Here is a 15,859-nt window from a genome sequence, read left to right on the forward strand (position 1 = left end):
ATCAGGAGCAATAACAAGATGACAAACCAAGCGACGACTGAGACTAATACGCTTATTGATGATTTTATTCAGCTTTATCAAGCCTTGAATAAAGATAACTTGCACCTGTTGGGTCAAGTTTACGACGACAGTATTAGCTTTACCGATCCTATGCATCAAATTACAGGGCTAGAGTCGTTAACTCAGTACTTCGCGAAGTTATATAAGAATGTTAAGCATATTCAGTTTGAGATCAAAGAAGTACAGCAGGATGCGAATCAAGCTGCGCTGTTTTGGCAGATGGAATATAGCCACCCTAAGTTGAATAAAGGCGGACTTATCCGTGTTGATGGCATGAGCCAACTTAAATTCAACGACAAGATTTATTTTCACAGGGATTACTTCGACTTAGGGCAAATGTTGTACGAGCATTTGCCTTGCATGGGCGGGCTTATCCGCTTGCTTAAAGACAGGGCGGCTAAGTAATGGACGTTGTTAAGCCATTGAAAATAAATGCCGTGCTTATTACAGGTGCAAGCTCAGGAATTGGGCTGCAACTGGCGCAGGATTATTTAGCCTTAGGTTGGCACGTCATTGCCTGTGGCCGCTCCCAAGAAAGATTAGATGCGTTAGCCTTGAATGAACTCGTAGGTGCCACGCTGTTAATTTTTGATATATCCCAGCGCGACCAAGTTCAACAAGCTGGCCACGATTTAGCCGAGCTGTTGGCGAAAACCGATTGTCAGCTCGATTTGGTGGTTTTGAACGCAGGCAGTTGTGAGTATATAGACGATGCTAAGGCCTTCGATGATGTGTTATTCGAGCGCGTCGTCCATACCAATTTAATTGCGATGGGATATTGTCTCAGCGCATTTTTACCTTTAATGCCAAGGGGTTCACGTATTGGTTTAATGAGTTCCAGCGCTATTTACTTACCTTTCCCTCGCGCTGAAGCCTACGGCGCCTCTAAAGCTGGCGTGCAGTATCTCGCTTCGAGTCTCTCGCTTGATCTTGCTAAGAATGACATAGGTGTGAGCTTGATTTGCCCTGGTTTTGTGGCGACGCCACTGACCGCAAAAAATGATTTTTCTATGCCAATGCAAGTGAGTGTGCAAACCGCTTCTAAGGCAATCCGCAATGGACTTAAAGGTGGCAAGCGCGAGATCCATTTTCCGCGACGCTTTACTTATCTATTGAAATTGATGTCGTTTTTACCTGCCTTTGTGTGGCAAAAAATGATTGCAAACGATACTCAAGCCAAGCCGCTTAAGGACAAGAGTTTATGAAAAATATCGCCATTGTCGGCACCGGCATTTCTGGATTAACCTGCGGCCATCTATTAAGCGAGTCGCACAAGGTCACAGTGTTTGAGGCCAATGACTATATCGGCGGCCACACGGCGACAGTCGATGTGGAGCACCAAGGCCAAACCTACGCCATAGACACAGGTTTTATCGTGTTTAATGACAGAACCTATCCACGATTTGAGCGTTTATTGGCTCGCCTTAACGTGACCATATTACCGACTGAGATGAGTTTCAGCGTCCATAATGCGCTGACAGGGCTTGAATATAACGGCCACAATTTAGGGAGTTTGTTTGCCCAAAAGCGTAACCTGCTGAATCCGCGCTTTTGGGCCTTTTTAAAAGAAATTCTACGCTTCAATAAAGGCTGTAAGGCACTCTATCAACAGGATATTTACCCTGAAGGCAACTTAGGTGATTATTTAGACAGTGAAAACTTTTCGCGCTTTTTTGCCGAGCACTATATTTTGCCCATGGGCGCGGCAATTTGGTCTTCGAGCATAGAAGATATGCGTGCGTTTTCGTTGAAGTTTTTTATTCGCTTCTTCCAGCACCACGGTTTATTAAATGTCAGTGATAGGCCCCAGTGGTATGTGCTAAAGGGCGGCTCGCGCAGCTATATTCCTGATCTTATTGCGCCATTTAAAGACAATATTCGCCTTAACTCTCCTGTGACAGGTATTGAACGTCATGGCAATGGGGTGAAGTTGCAGGTCCACGGTGAATGGTTGGAATTCGATGAGGTGATTTTAGCCTGTCATAGCGACCAAGCACTGCGGATGTTAAACGATCCCACGCCCACAGAACGCGCCATTTTAGGCGATCTCAGCTACCAGAATAACGATGTGGTGCTGCACATGGATACGCGCATCTTGCCTAAGCGAAAAGCGGCCTGGGCGAGTTGGAACTATCGGTTAGATGGCAATCTAAAACGCCCAGCGTCAGTGACTTACAACATGAACATACTGCAGCAGTTGCCAGCCAATGCTCCGACGTTTTGTGTCACTTTGAATCAGTCAGAGTTGATTGATGAGGCGAAAGTGATACGCCGCTTCAATTATGCCCACCCAGTGTTTAACGAAGCCAGCCTTAAGGCCCAGGGCCGCCGTGAGGAAATATCCGGCCAAAATCATACCCATTTTGCTGGAGCCTATTGGCACAATGGTTTCCATGAAGATGGTGTTCGCAGTGCACTGGATGTGTGTGCCCATTTTGGTGTCAGCCTATGACCGATGTAAATGTGACAAGCTTAAATATAACAGAGCTCAATAGCGGCATTTATTACGGCACTGTATCCCACAGCCGTTTTACGCCGATTAAACATAGCTTTAGTTATGCAATGGCGCTGCTGGCGATTGACTTAGATGAAGTCGATAAGATCAGTGCCATGGGGCGAGTTTTTGCCAGTCAGCGCCGCGCTTTACTGAGATTTAATCCGAAAGACTATTTAACTTCTTTTACGACCAAATCCAATGACAGCGCTGAAGTGGCAGTTGCCGATCCGAGCGCCGCGGCACTTAAGAGTCGAGTGCTGGCGCAAGTGGCCGAGTTAGGTGCTGATAAGCAGTGTAACCGAGTCTTGTTTGTGGGTCAGATCCGTCATTTTGGCGTGTATTTCAGCCCAGTAAATTTCTATTTTTGTTATCAAGATAAAACGCCTTTATACATGTTGGCCGAGGTGAGTAACACGCCTTGGGATCAACGCCATTGCTATTTAGTAGATGTAGCCGCGCCCAAACCTTCTGACAAAGTGTTTCACGTTTCCCCCTTTATGACCCTTGATATGCGTTATCTATGGCATGTGGCTGCGCCGAGTGAAGACTTAAATATTGGTATTGAAAACAAGTCGATGCAAGAGAATGGTAAAAAACTGTTTAATGCCAATCTAATGATGAAACGCCAACCGATCACGGCGGCCAATTTACGGACGCTTTTATTTCGCTTTCCTTTTATGACTCTCAAGATCTTCTTCGGGATTTATTGGCAAGCGCTGAAACTCTTTTTCAAACGTGTGCCCTTTGTGCCGCATCCAGCTCAGATGGAGAAATAACATGGAAAATACTGCTTCGCAAACCTCAGTCGCCACAGGGAAACTGCCCGACAGTATTGCGCGTAAAGTCTTGCTCAAGGCGCTGGAAAGTCTGCCCCACGGTTGCTTGACCTTAGTTGAGGGCGATAAGAGTTATCGTTTTGGTGAGAGTCATACCGATTTACATGCCACGCTTGTGGTTAAACACCCCAGTTTTTATCGTCAAATAATGCTTTCAGGCTCCATTGGTGCAGGTGAAGGTTATATTCAAGGCCATTGGACGAGCCCAGATCTCACCAAAGTTGTGCAACTGTTTGCCCGCAATTTAGCCTTGCTCGATAGGATTGAAGCCAAGTTTTCTTGGTTAACCGGCACGATAAACCGCGTGAAGCATGTGCTGAATCGTAACTCGCAGGAGGGCTCGAAGCGCAACATTCTGGCCCACTACGATTTGGGTAATGCCATGTACGAGCAATTCCTCGACCGTGAAATGTTGTACTCGAGTGCGCTTTATCCCCATGAGGAAGCCAGTTTGCAGGAAGCCCAGCTGTTTAAGCTGATGACTATCTGCGAGCGCCTCGATTTACAGCCAGGTCAAACCTTGCTTGAGATTGGTACTGGCTGGGGCGCACTGGCTATTTATGCGGCCAAGCACTATGGCGTGCACGTGACAACGACGACGATTTCAGATGCGCAATACGCCTATGCCAAAGCGCGCGTTGAAAGCGAAGGCCTGAGCGATAAAGTGACTCTGCTGACCGAGGATTATCGCAATCTGACGGGGGAATACGACAGGGTTGTTTCTATTGAAATGATTGAAGCGGTAGGGCATGAATATTTACCGGGTTTCTTTAAAAAGCTGGAATCACTTTTAAAGCCCCATGGGCGTATGCTGCTTCAGGCGATAACGATTGCCGATCAACGTTACGACAGCTATCGCAAAAGTGTGGATTTTATTCAGCGCTATATTTTCCCCGGTGGCTGCTTACCTTCTGTCAGTCAAATGGTCGGTCATATTGCCAAACAGACGGACATGGTGGTCTGGTCGCTCAATGATATGGGGCTCGATTACGCTAAAACTCTGAGGCATTGGCATGAGAATTTCGATCATGCCGTGGGTGAAATCCAAATCTTAGGTTATGGCGAAGACTTTATCCGCATGTGGAAATTCTACCTAAGTTATTGTGAAGGTGGATTTTTAGAACGCACCACAAGCACAGTGCATTTAGTTGCCGTACGTCCGGACTATCGCGTTCTAGGCAATAGTCAGCCTAGCCAGGCTGTTCCTGCGGCTAGCCGGTTAGATTAGCCGTTGAGAGTAGTTCGTTTAGATGCATCCGTTTAAATGAAATTGTCGCTGTAGTTGTAGCAAGATAAAAGTGAGGCAAAGATGAAGTCAATGTTAGCTAACTCTCGGCATCTGCCTAAACATCAGGGTTTTATACTCTATAACGCCCTGAGTTTTCAGGCTGTGTGGTGGTCGAGTGTGCTTTGGCTTAACTTGTCACTTCTGCTTACTATACCTTTATTATTGCTTCACTTTATCCTGTTGTCCTCGTCGGGTAAGCGCCAGTATCGTCAGGCGGATTTGCGATTAATGCTCAAGGTTGCCGCCCTAGGGATTGGCATTGATACTGTGCTGTCGGTTTTAGGACTGTTCGAGTTTGCTGCCTTCTCTTGGTGGCTTGGCTGTTTATGGCTGCACTTTGGCTTGAGTTTGAATCATAGCTTAGCGTTTATGCGACCCTTACCGCTGATATTGCAGGCGTTACTCGGAGGAATATTTGGCACGTTAAGCTATGTCGCGGGCGCGCAGTTTAATGCGGTGACTTTGCCCTACGGCAATGTCATTTCTGCTGTGGTGTTATTTTTTGTTTGGCTAGTCTTGCTGCCATTTTTAATCCAACTTGCTAATCCCTATGGATTTAATCGAAGCACTAAGGCTCGCTCTTTTACTGTGTTTGGACGTTAATTATTGAAATCTAGGAATTGAGTCCGGTTAAGTCATTTTTTAGTCAATAGGTGTTGTAAGACATTATGCAGTCAAAGGGGATCCTATGTCGTCAGTTCGTAATCGCAGCTCAAATATTGGTTTTTCATTTTTGAATTCAAGCTGCTTAAGTTTATTGGCGCTCAGTTTATTGACCGCACCTCTAAAAGCATTAGAGGCGAAAACGCCAGATTTTGAAAACATTACTATCGAGCTGAATGATGCCGCCGATGTGACGCAGACTTTTCAGGAAGTAGGGCGCGGAGAAATGGATTGGCTGTGGTTTAGTTTGTATAAGGCGAGACTGCTGACGGTAAATGGCCGTTATCAACAGGGGCAATATCCTCTGCTGCTAGATATTGAATATTATCGAGATATAGAGTCTGAAGATCTGTTAGAGGCGACAAAGGATCAATGGCAGCATCTAGCGTTTGCCGAAAATGATATCCAGCGTTGGCTGAGTTTATTAACTGCCACTTGGCCAGATGTGAAGCAGGGCGACCATTTAAGTTTTAAGGTTATGGATGGGCAAACGAGTCAGTTTTTCTTTAATCATCAACCACTCGACATTATCCACGATGCTAATTTTGCTGAGGCATTTTTAGCGATTTGGTTATCGAAAGACACTAGCCGTCCGAGTTTGCGGGCGCAATTACTCGGAGAAAAACCATGCGATTGTTAACACGACTTATCGGTCAAAAGTTATTGTTAGGCCTAATAATGATAGGTCTGCTATCGAGTTGCTCATCGGTGGAAGTGACGGATTATAAAGATACTCATCCCACACTGGTGTTGGAATCATTCTTTAATGGGCCATTAAAAGCATCTGGGATAGTGCATGATTTTAGTGGCAAAGTGATCCGCAAATTCAATGTCACTATGGAAGCCAGTTGGCAGGGAAACGAGGGCGTCATTAATGAATGGTTTGTTTATGATGATGGCGAAACTCAAACTCGTGTGTGGCGCATTAAAGCGCTAGGGGAAGGGCGATACTCGGGAACTGCAGGTGACATTATCGGCACCGCCGATGGTCAATCCAGTGGTAGTGCGCTACGTTGGAAATACGATATGTTATTACCCGTGGATGGCGATGAATACCAAGTTCATTTCGACGATTGGATGTTCTTAGTGAATGACAATACCATTATAAATCAGAGCGATATTATTAAGTTTGGTATCACAGTCGCCCAGGTGACTTTAGTGATCCAAAAATAACATGAGCCAATTTTTGCCTAGGTTGGCTTAGCTTAATTACATTTATCTCAGTTTGTCTTGGATTAACTAGGCCTATTATGGCTTACATGTTCATTAAGGCTTAACTTGAGTTAAACAGTATAGCTTGGCTAATAATCACCTTTTGTCTGCACTAAAGTATTCAGCTCAAACCAAAGTGTCAGCTAGGCATTTTTTGCTAGCGGCATAAAGTGATAAATATAAGAGTCATGTTGGTGTAACTCATTGTTTATTATTTTAATTATTCCGAGTTTAAGTTGGTATAGATAAATGATTAAAAAACACTTAGTTCTATGGGGAGCCTTGTTGAGTTTGTCGTTAACGGCTTGTTCATCTTTTGACGTTATGTTTGAGGAACAAGCTGAGACAAAAGCCGATGCTCATCAACCTGCCAGCGATCCTATGGTGCAAGATAATGAACGTCGTATTCGAGATGCGAGGGAAGATGGTCGTTTAGAATCCGATTTTTTAAAACCTATGTATCCGGTTAAGTTTAAATAAGAAGAGTGCTTTAGGGACTCGCTGCAACCTCAATACTTAACCCTCAATACTTAACCTTCAACAAGTATTGTGGGTTAAGTATTGAGGTTGCTAGGGGAAAGGCGAAGAACTAGCCTGCTTGACGACTGTTATCTATCGATTTTTTGTCATAATATTCAAACGGAAACAGATTACGTATCCTTTGCTTCACATTGTCACTCACGTTGGCAGAAATATGTAAGCGTACATCTCCAGATTTTTCAGCCCTAACAGTACACGTCAGTTTTTCTGCTTTAGCAATGTGGCGGCATTCCCGCTCGAATCGTTCGGGGATCTTGCCCTTATGCTGAGTCATGCGACCATCTTTAAAATGCATTTCAAAAATAGTCAGACCTTTCTTGCCACCAAATATCAGTTTGTAAACGAGAAATATACCAATAGCGACAAAAATGAGTTTGAAAATATCGGCTGTCATAACGCCTCCTATCTTATGTTTATAGGTCAAAGATACTCCTGAGTGACTTGTTTTAACAGTGCGCTAACACGCAATTTTGAATTGGCAATAAAATCATTCCCGCCTAGACTTAACTGGCTAAGGAAAAGTAACCCCTCAGTTAAGGAAAACGCCATGTACTTATCAAATGCAGATCGTTGGTCATTATTGTGTAAGAAGCAAATCGATGTTATCGAAAAACTTTCTGCGCAATTCCCCGAGAGAAAAGCCCATCTTAGTGAGCTCACTCAAGGGTGGCGCCATGTTCAACATCAAGTTCAAGCCGGTGATAGGCCTATGCCACTCGAGCTAATCAAATAAGCGCGAGCTGCTTGAGCTGATAGTTTGTATAAGAGCCCAAAGTCACTCAATGAGTGGCTTTTTTATGATGTGAGTATTGATGCTCTGTTTACGCAATTTATCGAGTACTTGGGTAAGGCGGGGTTCGCTATTAAGTTCTTTTCAGGATAAGCAACAAACAAACTGCTGGTGTTGACGTGAGTTAGTTGCGATTGACTACAAATTTCAGATACAAAAAAGCCACTCATTGAGTGGCTTGGTTGTTTATATGGTGCCGGCACCAAGAGTCGAACTCGGGGCCTACTGGTATTATCGAGAGTAAGTCAGTTGCACTTTACTTTGAACTAACTCAAATTTTAGATACAAAAAAACCACTCATAGAGTGGCTTCGTTGTTTATATGGTGCCGGCACCAAGAGTCGAACTCGGGACCTACTGGAATTATCGAGAGTAAGTCAGTTGCACTTTGCTTTGAACTAATTCAAATTTCAGATACAAAAAAACCACTCATAGAGTGGCTTCGTTGTTTATATGGTGCCGGCACCAAGAGTCGAACTCGGGACCTACTGATTACAAGTCAGTTGCTCTACCAACTGAGCTATGCCGGCTAAATAGTGGTGCCCGAACCCGGAATCGAACCAGGGACACGAGGATTTTCAATCCTCTGCTCTACCGACTGAGCTATTCGGGCAACTAACTAAGCGTTAGTTAACTACTTCAAACTAAGTCGTAAAGACCTTGTTCGTTCGAAGTGCGCGTATAATATAGTGCTCGCTTTGGCTGTGCAAGCCCTTTTTAAATGACTGATTAACTATTAAACAAAAATCGAACATTTATTTGATTCTTCCACTTTACTCATATTGAGTCGCTGAAAGTTTCAGCATTTTAGTGACGATAGCCTTGCCTTTAGACTGATAAGGTTAACTTCAGTGCTCGTTTAATCTGTGTTTTAAGAAAGAAAATTAACACTTAAGGCATGCAATGTATGCGAAGGGGAGGGGAATATCGTCTGATGGTGAAGTTTAGTGAGTGTTACGGTACTTTTATCGACAGCAGATTTTGGTAGCTATGTTTGTCTGCAACTATGATTTTGAACTGGCATGAATTGAACGACCAAAAGTCTATCTCAAAACCTACCGGTATTATCGAGAGTAAGTCTGTTGCGGTGACCAAAGGCTTTGCTGTTGCTCAAATCATTCAAATTTCAAATACAAAAAAGCCACTCATTGAGTGGCTTGGTTGTTTATATGGTGCCGGCACCAAGAGTCGAACTCGGGATCTACTGATTTTATCGAGAGTAAGTCAGTTGCGATTGACTACAGGCTTTGTTGTTTGAATCATTCAAATTTCAGATACAAAAAAGTCACTTATCGAGTGGCTTCGTTGCTTTAACTGTGCCAGTACCAAGAGTCGAGTTCAGGACCTACTGGTTTATCGAGAGTAAGTCAGTTGCGGTGACCAAAGGCTTTGCTGTTGCTCAAATTATTTAAATTTCAAATACAAAAAAGCCACTCATTGAGTGGCTTTTTTGTTTATATGGTGCCGGCACCAAGAGTCGAACTCGGGACCTACTGATTACAAGTCAGTTGCTCTACCAACTGAGCTATGCCGGCTAAACTTATACTGCAAAATAATGGTGCCCGAACCCGGAATCGAACCAGGGACACGAGGATTTTCAATCCTCTGCTCTACCGACTGAGCTATTCGGGCAACTAAACTAAGCGTTAGTTGACTACTTTGAACTCGCTAGCTGAGCCGTCTCGTTCGAAGTGCGGCTATATTAGCTAGTGAGTTTCACCTCTGCAAGTGCTTTTTTCCAATTAATAACTCGTTCGGCGGTTTAATGTGCATCTTGGCTGTTTTTTATCTCTTATTCTGTGAATTCAGGTCAATTTCATTCGTTGACTGTATTTTTCAAGTCAGGGGGATGCTGATGTTTACTATAGATTTGTGCTCATAAATCCTAATTTTCGGCTTACTTTCTAAAATTTAGAAAGATATGAGCGATTTTTACTGATTTTAGTTTTTAAAATTAGACTTATGATAATGAATATTATTTCATGGATGGCATGAAGAAAACGCGAATACGGAGTCGCAGTATGTTTCGAAATAGTAAGTTGGCTTATGGGATAACCGCAATTGTGACTCATTGGCTGAGTGCGATCGTCGTCATTGGGTTGTTTGCGGTAGGTGTGTGGATGGTGGAGTTAACCTACTACAGCGCGTGGTACAAGACAGCGCCACATCTACATAAGAGCGTCGGGATTTTACTCTTGGCAGTGACGTTATTCCGCCTGTTGTGGCGCTTAGTGAATCCTAAGCCCGTACCAGAGGCGAATCATAAGCCTTGGGAGAGGCTGGCTGCTCATATTGCGCATTTGGCTATTTATATATTGCTGCTGGTGATCATGTGTGCCGGCATTCTTATTTCAACGGCAGAAGGCCGTGGAATTATGGTGTTTGACTGGTTTGAACTACCAGGATTTGGACCTTTTTTTGAAAACCAAGCTGATATAGCAGGCGATATCCACCAATACGCAGCTTATAGCTTAATCGCACTCGTGGTAATCCACGCAGCAGGTGCGTTAAAGCATCACTTTATCGATAAAGACGCAACTTTACTCAAAATGATTAAATTTAATCGAGGATAATACAATGAAAAAGCAACTGTTAAGCGCACTGATTGGTGCATCTCTATTGGCTCCGATGGCGGCTTCAGCGGCGGACTATGTCATTGACCGTGAAGGAGCACATGCCTCTATTACTTTCAAAGTGAGCCACTTAGGTTATAGCTATGTCGTTGGCCGCTTTAATGATTTTAGCGGCGACTTTAGCTATGACGCGGCTAAACCCACTGCGGCTAAAGTGAATGTGACTGTAAATACGCTCAGTGTAGATTCAAACCACGCCGAGCGTGATAAGCATATTCGTAGCGCCGATTTCCTTAACACGAGTAAGTTTGCGCAAGCGACGTTTACCTCAACCACAGTTGAAGATAAAGGTAATGGCGACTTAGTGATTAACGGCAACTTAACCTTAAATGGTGTCACTAAGCCATTAGCGATCAATGCCCATGCAGTGGGCGAAGGTCAAGATCCATGGGGTGGTTACCGTGCAGGTTTTACGGGCACAACCACGTTTGCGATGAAAGATTTCGGTATCAAAATGGATTTAGGCCCAGCGTCTAGCCATGTTGAGTTAGATCTTGTGGTTGAAGGCGTGCGTAAGTAACGCTCAGTTATTCTTCACGAGATTAATAAACAAAAAGCGCCGAAAGGCGCTTTTTTGTAAGCTTTGTCGTTAAGTTAACGACAAGAATTAATCTTGGTCTTTTTCAGGCACAAAACCTTCAATTTCTACTTCTTTACCTTCAAAGAGGAAAGAGGTCATTTGTTCTTCAAGAAACTTACGATCATCAACATTCATCATGTTGAGTTTCTTTTCGTTAATCAGCATGGTTTGCTTTTTTTGCCATAGGCCCCAAGCTTCTTTGCTGATGTTATCAAAAATGCGCTTACCTAAATCACCTGGATACAGTTGAAAGTCTAGGCCGTCGGCTTCTTTATTTAAATATACGCAATTGACTGTACGCGCCATGATTATTCCTTACTGACTGCGGATTGAACGAGTGATCCCAAATTGGCTAGCACGCGCTCGGTGGCGGCGGCGAGTCCCACTTTGGAAGGATGACTTATGTTATACCAGAGAGACTGGTTTTGTTCCATGACAGCGCCCACGCTCTCTTTATTGCCGTGGGTTTTATCTAAATTAAGCATCATGGGCTGAATATCTAAATGGAAGTGGCTAAACGTGTGCCTAAAGCCAGTTAGCCATTCTAGTGGCTGCGTAGCAAACCCTTGCTCTTCGAGGTGGGTTTCAAGTGCGGCTTGGGTGGCAAACTCAGGGAAACACCAAAGTCCGCCCCAAATTCCCGCTGGCGGACGTTTAGCTAAAAACACTTGATTGTCTTGCATTAGCACTAACATCCACGCCGCTTTGGTCGGTATGGTTTTTTTAGGCTTCTTGCCGGGGAAATCGGTTTGTCTGCCAATCAGCTGAGCTTTGCAATCAATCGCCACAGGGCAAGCGGCGCAGTTAGGTTTGCTACGAGTACAAATACTAGCGCCGATATCCATCATGGCTTGATTATATTTCTGAATATCTTGCTGCGGCGTATACGTGTCAGTTAGCTGCCAAAGCTGCGCTTCGACCGTTTTTTGCCCCGGCCAACCTGCTATAGCGCCGTGTCTTGCTAACACGCGTTTGACGTTACCGTCGAGGATCGGGTGATGCTGCCCAAGTGACAGTGACAATACCGCGCCCGCTGTCGAGCGACCAATGCCAGGCAGAGCAAGTACTTGCTCAAAATCCGTTGGAAATAATCCCTGATAATCGTCGCGGACCATCTTGGCTGCTTTATGCAGATTACGCGCCCTAGCGTAATACCCAAGGCCAGTCCAATGATGCAACACCTCATCATCTGGCGCGTTAGCAAGTGCTAACACATCGGGGAAACGCGCCATAAATTTAAGGTAATAGGGAATTACAGTCGCAACCTGAGTTTGTTGCAGCATGATTTCAGAAACCCATACGCTATATGGGGTTTTATCTTGCTGCCAAGGGAGGGTTTTACGACCGTGATTGTCGTACCAAGAGACGATACGTGTAGCGAAGGAGGCTGTAGATTTCATCGGCGCAGTGTAGCGGCAGTTATCTTCTTAGACAAGCTCAAAGACAAGTGGATAAGGGCTAAAAAGCCGAAAATCACTGCTAAATTCGCACTCTCAAATAATCTTGGTATACTTTCGCCCCATTAGTGCTTGCACTGTATGTTGAACTTTGGATAATGCCCTTCTTTTATGATGGTGCTGTCCACTAGACGAGGCAAAAATGAGCGAAGTCACTACCGCTGAATTTAATGAAGAAGGCAAGTATCTGCGTAAGATCAGAAGCTTTGTCCTAAGAGAAGGTCGCTTAACTAAAGGCCAAGCCCAAGCTATTGAAAGCCAGTGGCCAACAATGGGGTTAGATTACAGCCCAACGCCATTGGTACTGAGCGACGTTTTTGGCCGTGAAGCCGATACTGTGCTGGAAATTGGCTTTGGCATGGGCGCCTCTTTAGTGCAAATGGCTAAAGACGCACCAGAGCAAAATTTTATTGGTATTGAAGTGCATAAACCGGGTGTCGGTTCTTGCTTAAGCGATGCAGCCATCGCGGGTGTGACTAATTTACGTGTGTATCATCATGATGCCATGGAAGTATTAGAACATGCGATTGCCGACGGTTCATTGGCCCGAGTGCAATTGTTTTTCCCCGATCCTTGGCATAAGAAACGTCATCATAAGCGTCGTATCGTACAAGCTGAATTTGCTGAACTGATCCGCCGTAAGCTAAAAATTGGCGGCGTGTTCCATATGGCAACCGATTGGGAAGAATACAGCGAGCATATGTTGGAAGTGATGCAGGCGGCTCCTGGTTATAAAAACCAGTCGAGTGACGGCACTGTGGTGCCACGTCCTGATCATCGCCCACTGACAAAGTTTGAAGCCCGCGGCCATAGATTGGGTCACGGTGTATGGGATCTGATGTTTGAGCGTATCGCTTAATCTAGATATTTCAATTAATTAATTAGTTTTTTAACACAACGGGGAAAGTCACTATGGCAACTAATCGTAGCCGTCGTTTACGTAAGAAAATGCGCGTTGATGAATTCCAAGAGTTAGGTTTTGATATGGCTTGGACTTTTGATGCATCAGTATCTGAAGCCGATATCGATGCAACTGTAGATAAATTCATCGATGAAGTGATCGAAACCCGTAAGTTAGGTTTCCATGGCGGCGGTCACATCGAATGGGAAGGCATTATCGCAACCCAAACGATCGGCAAATGTACCGAAGAAGATATTGCTGCAGTTAAGGCATTCTGGGCGAACCAAAAAGTTTCTCAGGTTGAAGTTAGCGAACTGTACGACATTTGGTGGGGTTAATGCCCGAGTTGGCATTACTTGAGGAAGTGGTCGAGAAAGTTCGACCCTTGCTCGGCCAAGGAAAGGTTGCAGATTACATCCCCGCACTGGCCAGCGTTGATGCTGGCAAATTAGGCATTGCCGTCACAACCGTTGATGGTGAAACCTTAGGTGCGGGCGATTACCTTGAGCCGTTTTCGATTCAAAGTATCTCCAAAGTTTTCAGCTTAACCTTAGCGTTAACTTTATATGAAGAAGCCGAAATTTGGAGCCGAGTTGGCAAAGAACCTTCGGGCCATTCATTCAACTCTTTAGTACAAGTCGAGTTAGAACGTGGCAAGCCGCGCAACCCATTTATCAATGCTGGTGCGTTAGTGATTGCTGACTTATTGCAGAGTCGCTTAGGTGCACCTAAACACAGAATGCTCGAGTTAGTCAGGCAACTAAGCCAAAACGATAAAGTCAGTTTCGACAAACAAGTGGCCGACTCAGAATATCAGCATAGTGCGCGCAATGCGGCGATTGCTTATTTGATGAAGTCCTTTGGTAATTTTCAAGGCGATGTCGATACTGTGCTGCGCACGTATTTTCATTATTGCGCCTTGAAGATGAATTGTGCTGACTTGTCCAAGGCCATGTTGTACTTGGCTAATCGCGGCAAAAGTATCACGGGGACTGAGCTTATCTCTCAGGTGCAAACTCGGCAGCTTAATGCCCTGTTGGCGACCTCGGGCCTATACGATGGTGCAGGTGAGTTTGCCTATCGTGTTGGTATGCCAGGTAAAAGTGGCGTCGGTGGTGGCATCATTGCCGTTATTCCTGGGGAACTGTCGATTTGTGTTTGGTCGCCAGAACTCGATGGCAATGGCAATTCACTTGCTGGCACTGCCATGCTTGAGCACTTAAGTCAGCGTCTTGGCCGATCTATTTTCTAGCTTTACCTCTCGTTTTTATTAGCACTATCAGACTAAAAGTTAGCGAATTTCGCTAATGACCTTTTAGTGCTAACTTTCCTAAATCCAATATAATCATATTGTTATAATGTTGGCACGTCTCCTGCTTTAAGCTATTCAGTAGTTTAGGTTTATCGAATTATTCAGATTAAAGGACGAACAACATGAAATTAAATAAGCTATTAACTGGATTTGCTTTATCCGGCGTGATTTTAGGGGCATCTAGCCTACAGTTGGCGCAAGCGCAAACTGAACCTAAAGTCGATGACCGCTGTGAAGTCTCTTTAAATTATGACGTTATGGTTGAGCCTAAAAAATTAGTCATGAGCGAGAAGGGTACAGAAAAGTATCGCATCGAAGTCGATAAGTTATTTGTTGAGGGTAAACAAGTAAGCTTAACCGATAAGCAAAAAAAGCTAGTGACTCAATACGCCGATGAAGTGTCGACGCAAGTGCCTGAAGTGATTGAAGTCGTGAACGAGGCCGTCGCATTAGCGTCCCAAGCGGTGAGCATGGCGTTAACCCCTTTAATGGGCGATGCGGCCGGTGCTAAATTCGATGAAATGATGGCAGGTGTCCAAAAGCGCGTTGATTCAGTGGCCTACCGTCATGGCGATAGCTTCTATCTCGGTGCGACGGAAGACTCAATTCAGAACACCTTTAACGACGAATTCGAGCAGGAAATGGAGCAAATTGTTCAGAACTCAGTGGGCACCATTATGATGACCATAGGTGGCCAAATCATGTCGGGTGACGGTGATAGTTTTGAAGCCAAGATGGATGCCTTCTCCAAAAAAATGGACAACTTAGGACAAGATATTGAGCAACAAATTGAGAGTCAATCTAAGGGACTGGAAGCTAAAGCTGACCGTTTGTGCGACCGATTTGAAAATCTGTTAGTGCTTGAAAATCAATTACGCCAAGAGGTACCAGAACTCGCGCCTTATGCGTTGACACAAAACTCAACCAAGGAGCTGCGTGAATAGTTCTTGTAAATCGTCCTTACTAATAGTTTTTGTGAATAGCCCTGAGTTTTAACTGCAATAACTTCTATCTCCTTGTGCATGAGTCAAATTTGAATGCTACGCCCCTAGTTAATTTATCGCCTAGGGGCTTTTTTATTGGCTAATGTT

The 15,859-nt window shown here is 44.5% G+C and carries 20 protein-coding genes and 4 tRNA genes; 17 read left to right on the forward strand and 7 right to left on the reverse strand.

From position 1 onward, the window contains the following. Positions 1 to 18: 18 nt before the first annotated feature. The 9 genes from DYH48_RS04630 (at position 19) to DYH48_RS04670 (ending at position 7,036) form a co-directional block, all read left to right on the forward strand. Complete coding sequence (locus DYH48_RS04630) at positions 19 to 465, forward strand: nuclear transport factor 2 family protein (protein ID WP_115334177.1); 447 nt, start codon at positions 19 to 21, stop codon at positions 463 to 465. Continuing rightward, positions 465 to 1,265, forward strand: a complete 801-nt coding sequence (locus tag DYH48_RS04635) for an SDR family NAD(P)-dependent oxidoreductase (protein ID WP_115334178.1) — start codon at positions 465 to 467, stop codon at positions 1,263 to 1,265. The genes DYH48_RS04630 and DYH48_RS04635 overlap by 1 nt, the downstream gene beginning before the upstream one ends. Continuing rightward, positions 1,262 to 2,512, forward strand: a complete 1,251-nt coding sequence (locus tag DYH48_RS04640; protein WP_115334179.1) for an NAD(P)/FAD-dependent oxidoreductase — start codon at positions 1,262 to 1,264, stop codon at positions 2,510 to 2,512. The genes DYH48_RS04635 and DYH48_RS04640 overlap by 4 nt, the downstream gene beginning before the upstream one ends. Continuing rightward, a complete protein-coding gene (locus tag DYH48_RS04645; protein WP_172481154.1) occupies positions 2,509 to 3,333 on the forward strand; it encodes a DUF1365 domain-containing protein in 825 nt (274 codons plus the stop codon). The genes DYH48_RS04640 and DYH48_RS04645 overlap by 4 nt, the downstream gene beginning before the upstream one ends. A 1-nt stretch (position 3,334) precedes the next feature. Continuing rightward, complete coding sequence (locus DYH48_RS04650) at positions 3,335 to 4,621, forward strand: SAM-dependent methyltransferase (RefSeq protein ID WP_115334180.1); 1,287 nt, start codon at positions 3,335 to 3,337, stop codon at positions 4,619 to 4,621. Between the two features lie 81 nt (positions 4,622 to 4,702). Then, entirely contained in the window at positions 4,703 to 5,284 is a 582-nt protein-coding gene (locus DYH48_RS04655; protein WP_115334181.1) for a DUF2878 domain-containing protein, read from the forward strand. 85 nt (positions 5,285 to 5,369) lie between these two features. Then, on the forward strand, positions 5,370 to 5,984 hold the full coding sequence (locus DYH48_RS04660; protein ID WP_115334182.1) for a chalcone isomerase family protein: 615 nt from the start codon (positions 5,370 to 5,372) through the stop codon (positions 5,982 to 5,984). Then, positions 5,972 to 6,517 carry a DUF3833 domain-containing protein gene (locus DYH48_RS04665; protein WP_107946882.1) on the forward strand — a complete coding sequence of 182 codons (546 nt, stop codon included), beginning with the start codon at positions 5,972 to 5,974 and terminating at the stop codon, positions 6,515 to 6,517. Before DYH48_RS04660 ends, DYH48_RS04665 begins: the two co-directional genes overlap by 13 nt. A gap of 288 nt (positions 6,518 to 6,805) precedes the next feature. Further along, positions 6,806 to 7,036, forward strand: coding sequence for a hypothetical protein (locus DYH48_RS04670; RefSeq protein WP_115334183.1), 231 nt, complete (start codon positions 6,806 to 6,808; stop codon positions 7,034 to 7,036). A 109-nt stretch (positions 7,037 to 7,145) separates the two neighbouring features. Here the strand turns inward: DYH48_RS04670 and DYH48_RS04675 are convergent, their stop codons facing one another. Next, positions 7,146 to 7,490 carry a DUF3634 family protein gene (locus DYH48_RS04675; RefSeq protein WP_006082536.1) on the reverse strand — a complete coding sequence of 115 codons (345 nt, stop codon included), beginning with the start codon at positions 7,488 to 7,490 and terminating at the stop codon, positions 7,146 to 7,148. A gap of 153 nt (positions 7,491 to 7,643) precedes the next feature. Here DYH48_RS04675 and DYH48_RS04680 point away from each other — a divergent pair, with 153 nt between their 5' ends. Beyond that, positions 7,644 to 7,829 carry a hypothetical protein gene (locus DYH48_RS04680; RefSeq protein ID WP_006082535.1) on the forward strand — a complete coding sequence of 62 codons (186 nt, stop codon included), beginning with the start codon at positions 7,644 to 7,646 and terminating at the stop codon, positions 7,827 to 7,829. Between the two features lie 510 nt (positions 7,830 to 8,339). On the opposite strand, the gene DYH48_RS04685 is transcribed toward DYH48_RS04680, so the two are convergent. After that, positions 8,340 to 8,415, reverse strand: a tRNA-Thr gene (locus DYH48_RS04685). 7 nt (positions 8,416 to 8,422) lie between these two features. Beyond that, positions 8,423 to 8,498: transfer RNA gene (locus DYH48_RS04690), tRNA-Phe, on the reverse strand. 381 nt (positions 8,499 to 8,879) lie between these two features. Here DYH48_RS04690 and DYH48_RS23910 point away from each other — a divergent pair. After that, on the forward strand, positions 8,880 to 9,143 hold the full coding sequence (locus tag DYH48_RS23910; protein WP_256613028.1) for a hypothetical protein: 264 nt from the start codon (positions 8,880 to 8,882) through the stop codon (positions 9,141 to 9,143). 201 nt (positions 9,144 to 9,344) lie between these two features. Here DYH48_RS23910 and DYH48_RS04700 read toward each other — a convergent pair. After that, positions 9,345 to 9,420 (reverse strand) — tRNA-Thr (locus DYH48_RS04700). A gap of 21 nt (positions 9,421 to 9,441) precedes the next feature. Continuing rightward, positions 9,442 to 9,517: transfer RNA gene (locus DYH48_RS04705), tRNA-Phe, on the reverse strand. 389 nt (positions 9,518 to 9,906) lie between these two features. Here DYH48_RS04705 and DYH48_RS04710 point away from each other — a divergent pair. Beyond that, positions 9,907 to 10,458, forward strand: coding sequence for a cytochrome b (locus DYH48_RS04710; RefSeq protein ID WP_012587159.1), 552 nt, complete (start codon positions 9,907 to 9,909; stop codon positions 10,456 to 10,458). A gap of 4 nt (positions 10,459 to 10,462) precedes the next feature. Beyond that, positions 10,463 to 11,038: a YceI family protein gene (locus DYH48_RS04715; protein ID WP_006082533.1), complete on the forward strand. Its 576-nt coding sequence runs from the start codon at positions 10,463 to 10,465 to the stop codon at positions 11,036 to 11,038. Positions 11,039 to 11,125: 87 nt separating this feature from the next. On the opposite strand, the gene DYH48_RS04720 is transcribed toward DYH48_RS04715, so the two are convergent. Next, positions 11,126 to 11,404, reverse strand: coding sequence for an oxidative damage protection protein (locus tag DYH48_RS04720; RefSeq protein ID WP_006082532.1), 279 nt, complete (start codon positions 11,402 to 11,404; stop codon positions 11,126 to 11,128). A gap of 2 nt (positions 11,405 to 11,406) precedes the next feature. Continuing rightward, on the reverse strand, positions 11,407 to 12,498 hold the full coding sequence (gene mutY / locus DYH48_RS04725; protein ID WP_115334184.1) for an A/G-specific adenine glycosylase: 1,092 nt from the start codon (positions 12,496 to 12,498) through the stop codon (positions 11,407 to 11,409). Between the two features lie 199 nt (positions 12,499 to 12,697). On the opposite strand from mutY, the gene trmB reads away from it, so the two are divergent. The 4 genes from trmB (at position 12,698) to DYH48_RS04745 (ending at position 15,712) form a co-directional block, all read left to right on the forward strand. Beyond that, positions 12,698 to 13,414 (forward strand): tRNA (guanosine(46)-N7)-methyltransferase TrmB, encoded by a 717-nt coding sequence (trmB, locus tag DYH48_RS04730; protein ID WP_012587161.1) that lies wholly within the window; start codon positions 12,698 to 12,700, stop codon positions 13,412 to 13,414. Positions 13,415 to 13,467: 53 nt separating this feature from the next. Further along, positions 13,468 to 13,794, forward strand: coding sequence for a YggL family protein (locus DYH48_RS04735; protein WP_006082529.1), 327 nt, complete (start codon positions 13,468 to 13,470; stop codon positions 13,792 to 13,794). Beyond that, entirely contained in the window at positions 13,794 to 14,708 is a 915-nt protein-coding gene (glsB, locus tag DYH48_RS04740; protein WP_006085711.1) for a glutaminase B, read from the forward strand. The genes DYH48_RS04735 and glsB overlap by 1 nt, the downstream gene beginning before the upstream one ends. A gap of 182 nt (positions 14,709 to 14,890) precedes the next feature. Continuing rightward, positions 14,891 to 15,712 (forward strand): YggN family protein, encoded by an 822-nt coding sequence (locus DYH48_RS04745; RefSeq protein WP_012089757.1) that lies wholly within the window; start codon positions 14,891 to 14,893, stop codon positions 15,710 to 15,712. The last annotated feature ends 147 nt before the right edge of the window (positions 15,713 to 15,859 follow it).

The organism is Shewanella baltica (assembly GCF_900456975.1).
Lineage (GTDB): Bacteria > Pseudomonadota > Gammaproteobacteria > Enterobacterales > Shewanellaceae > Shewanella > Shewanella baltica.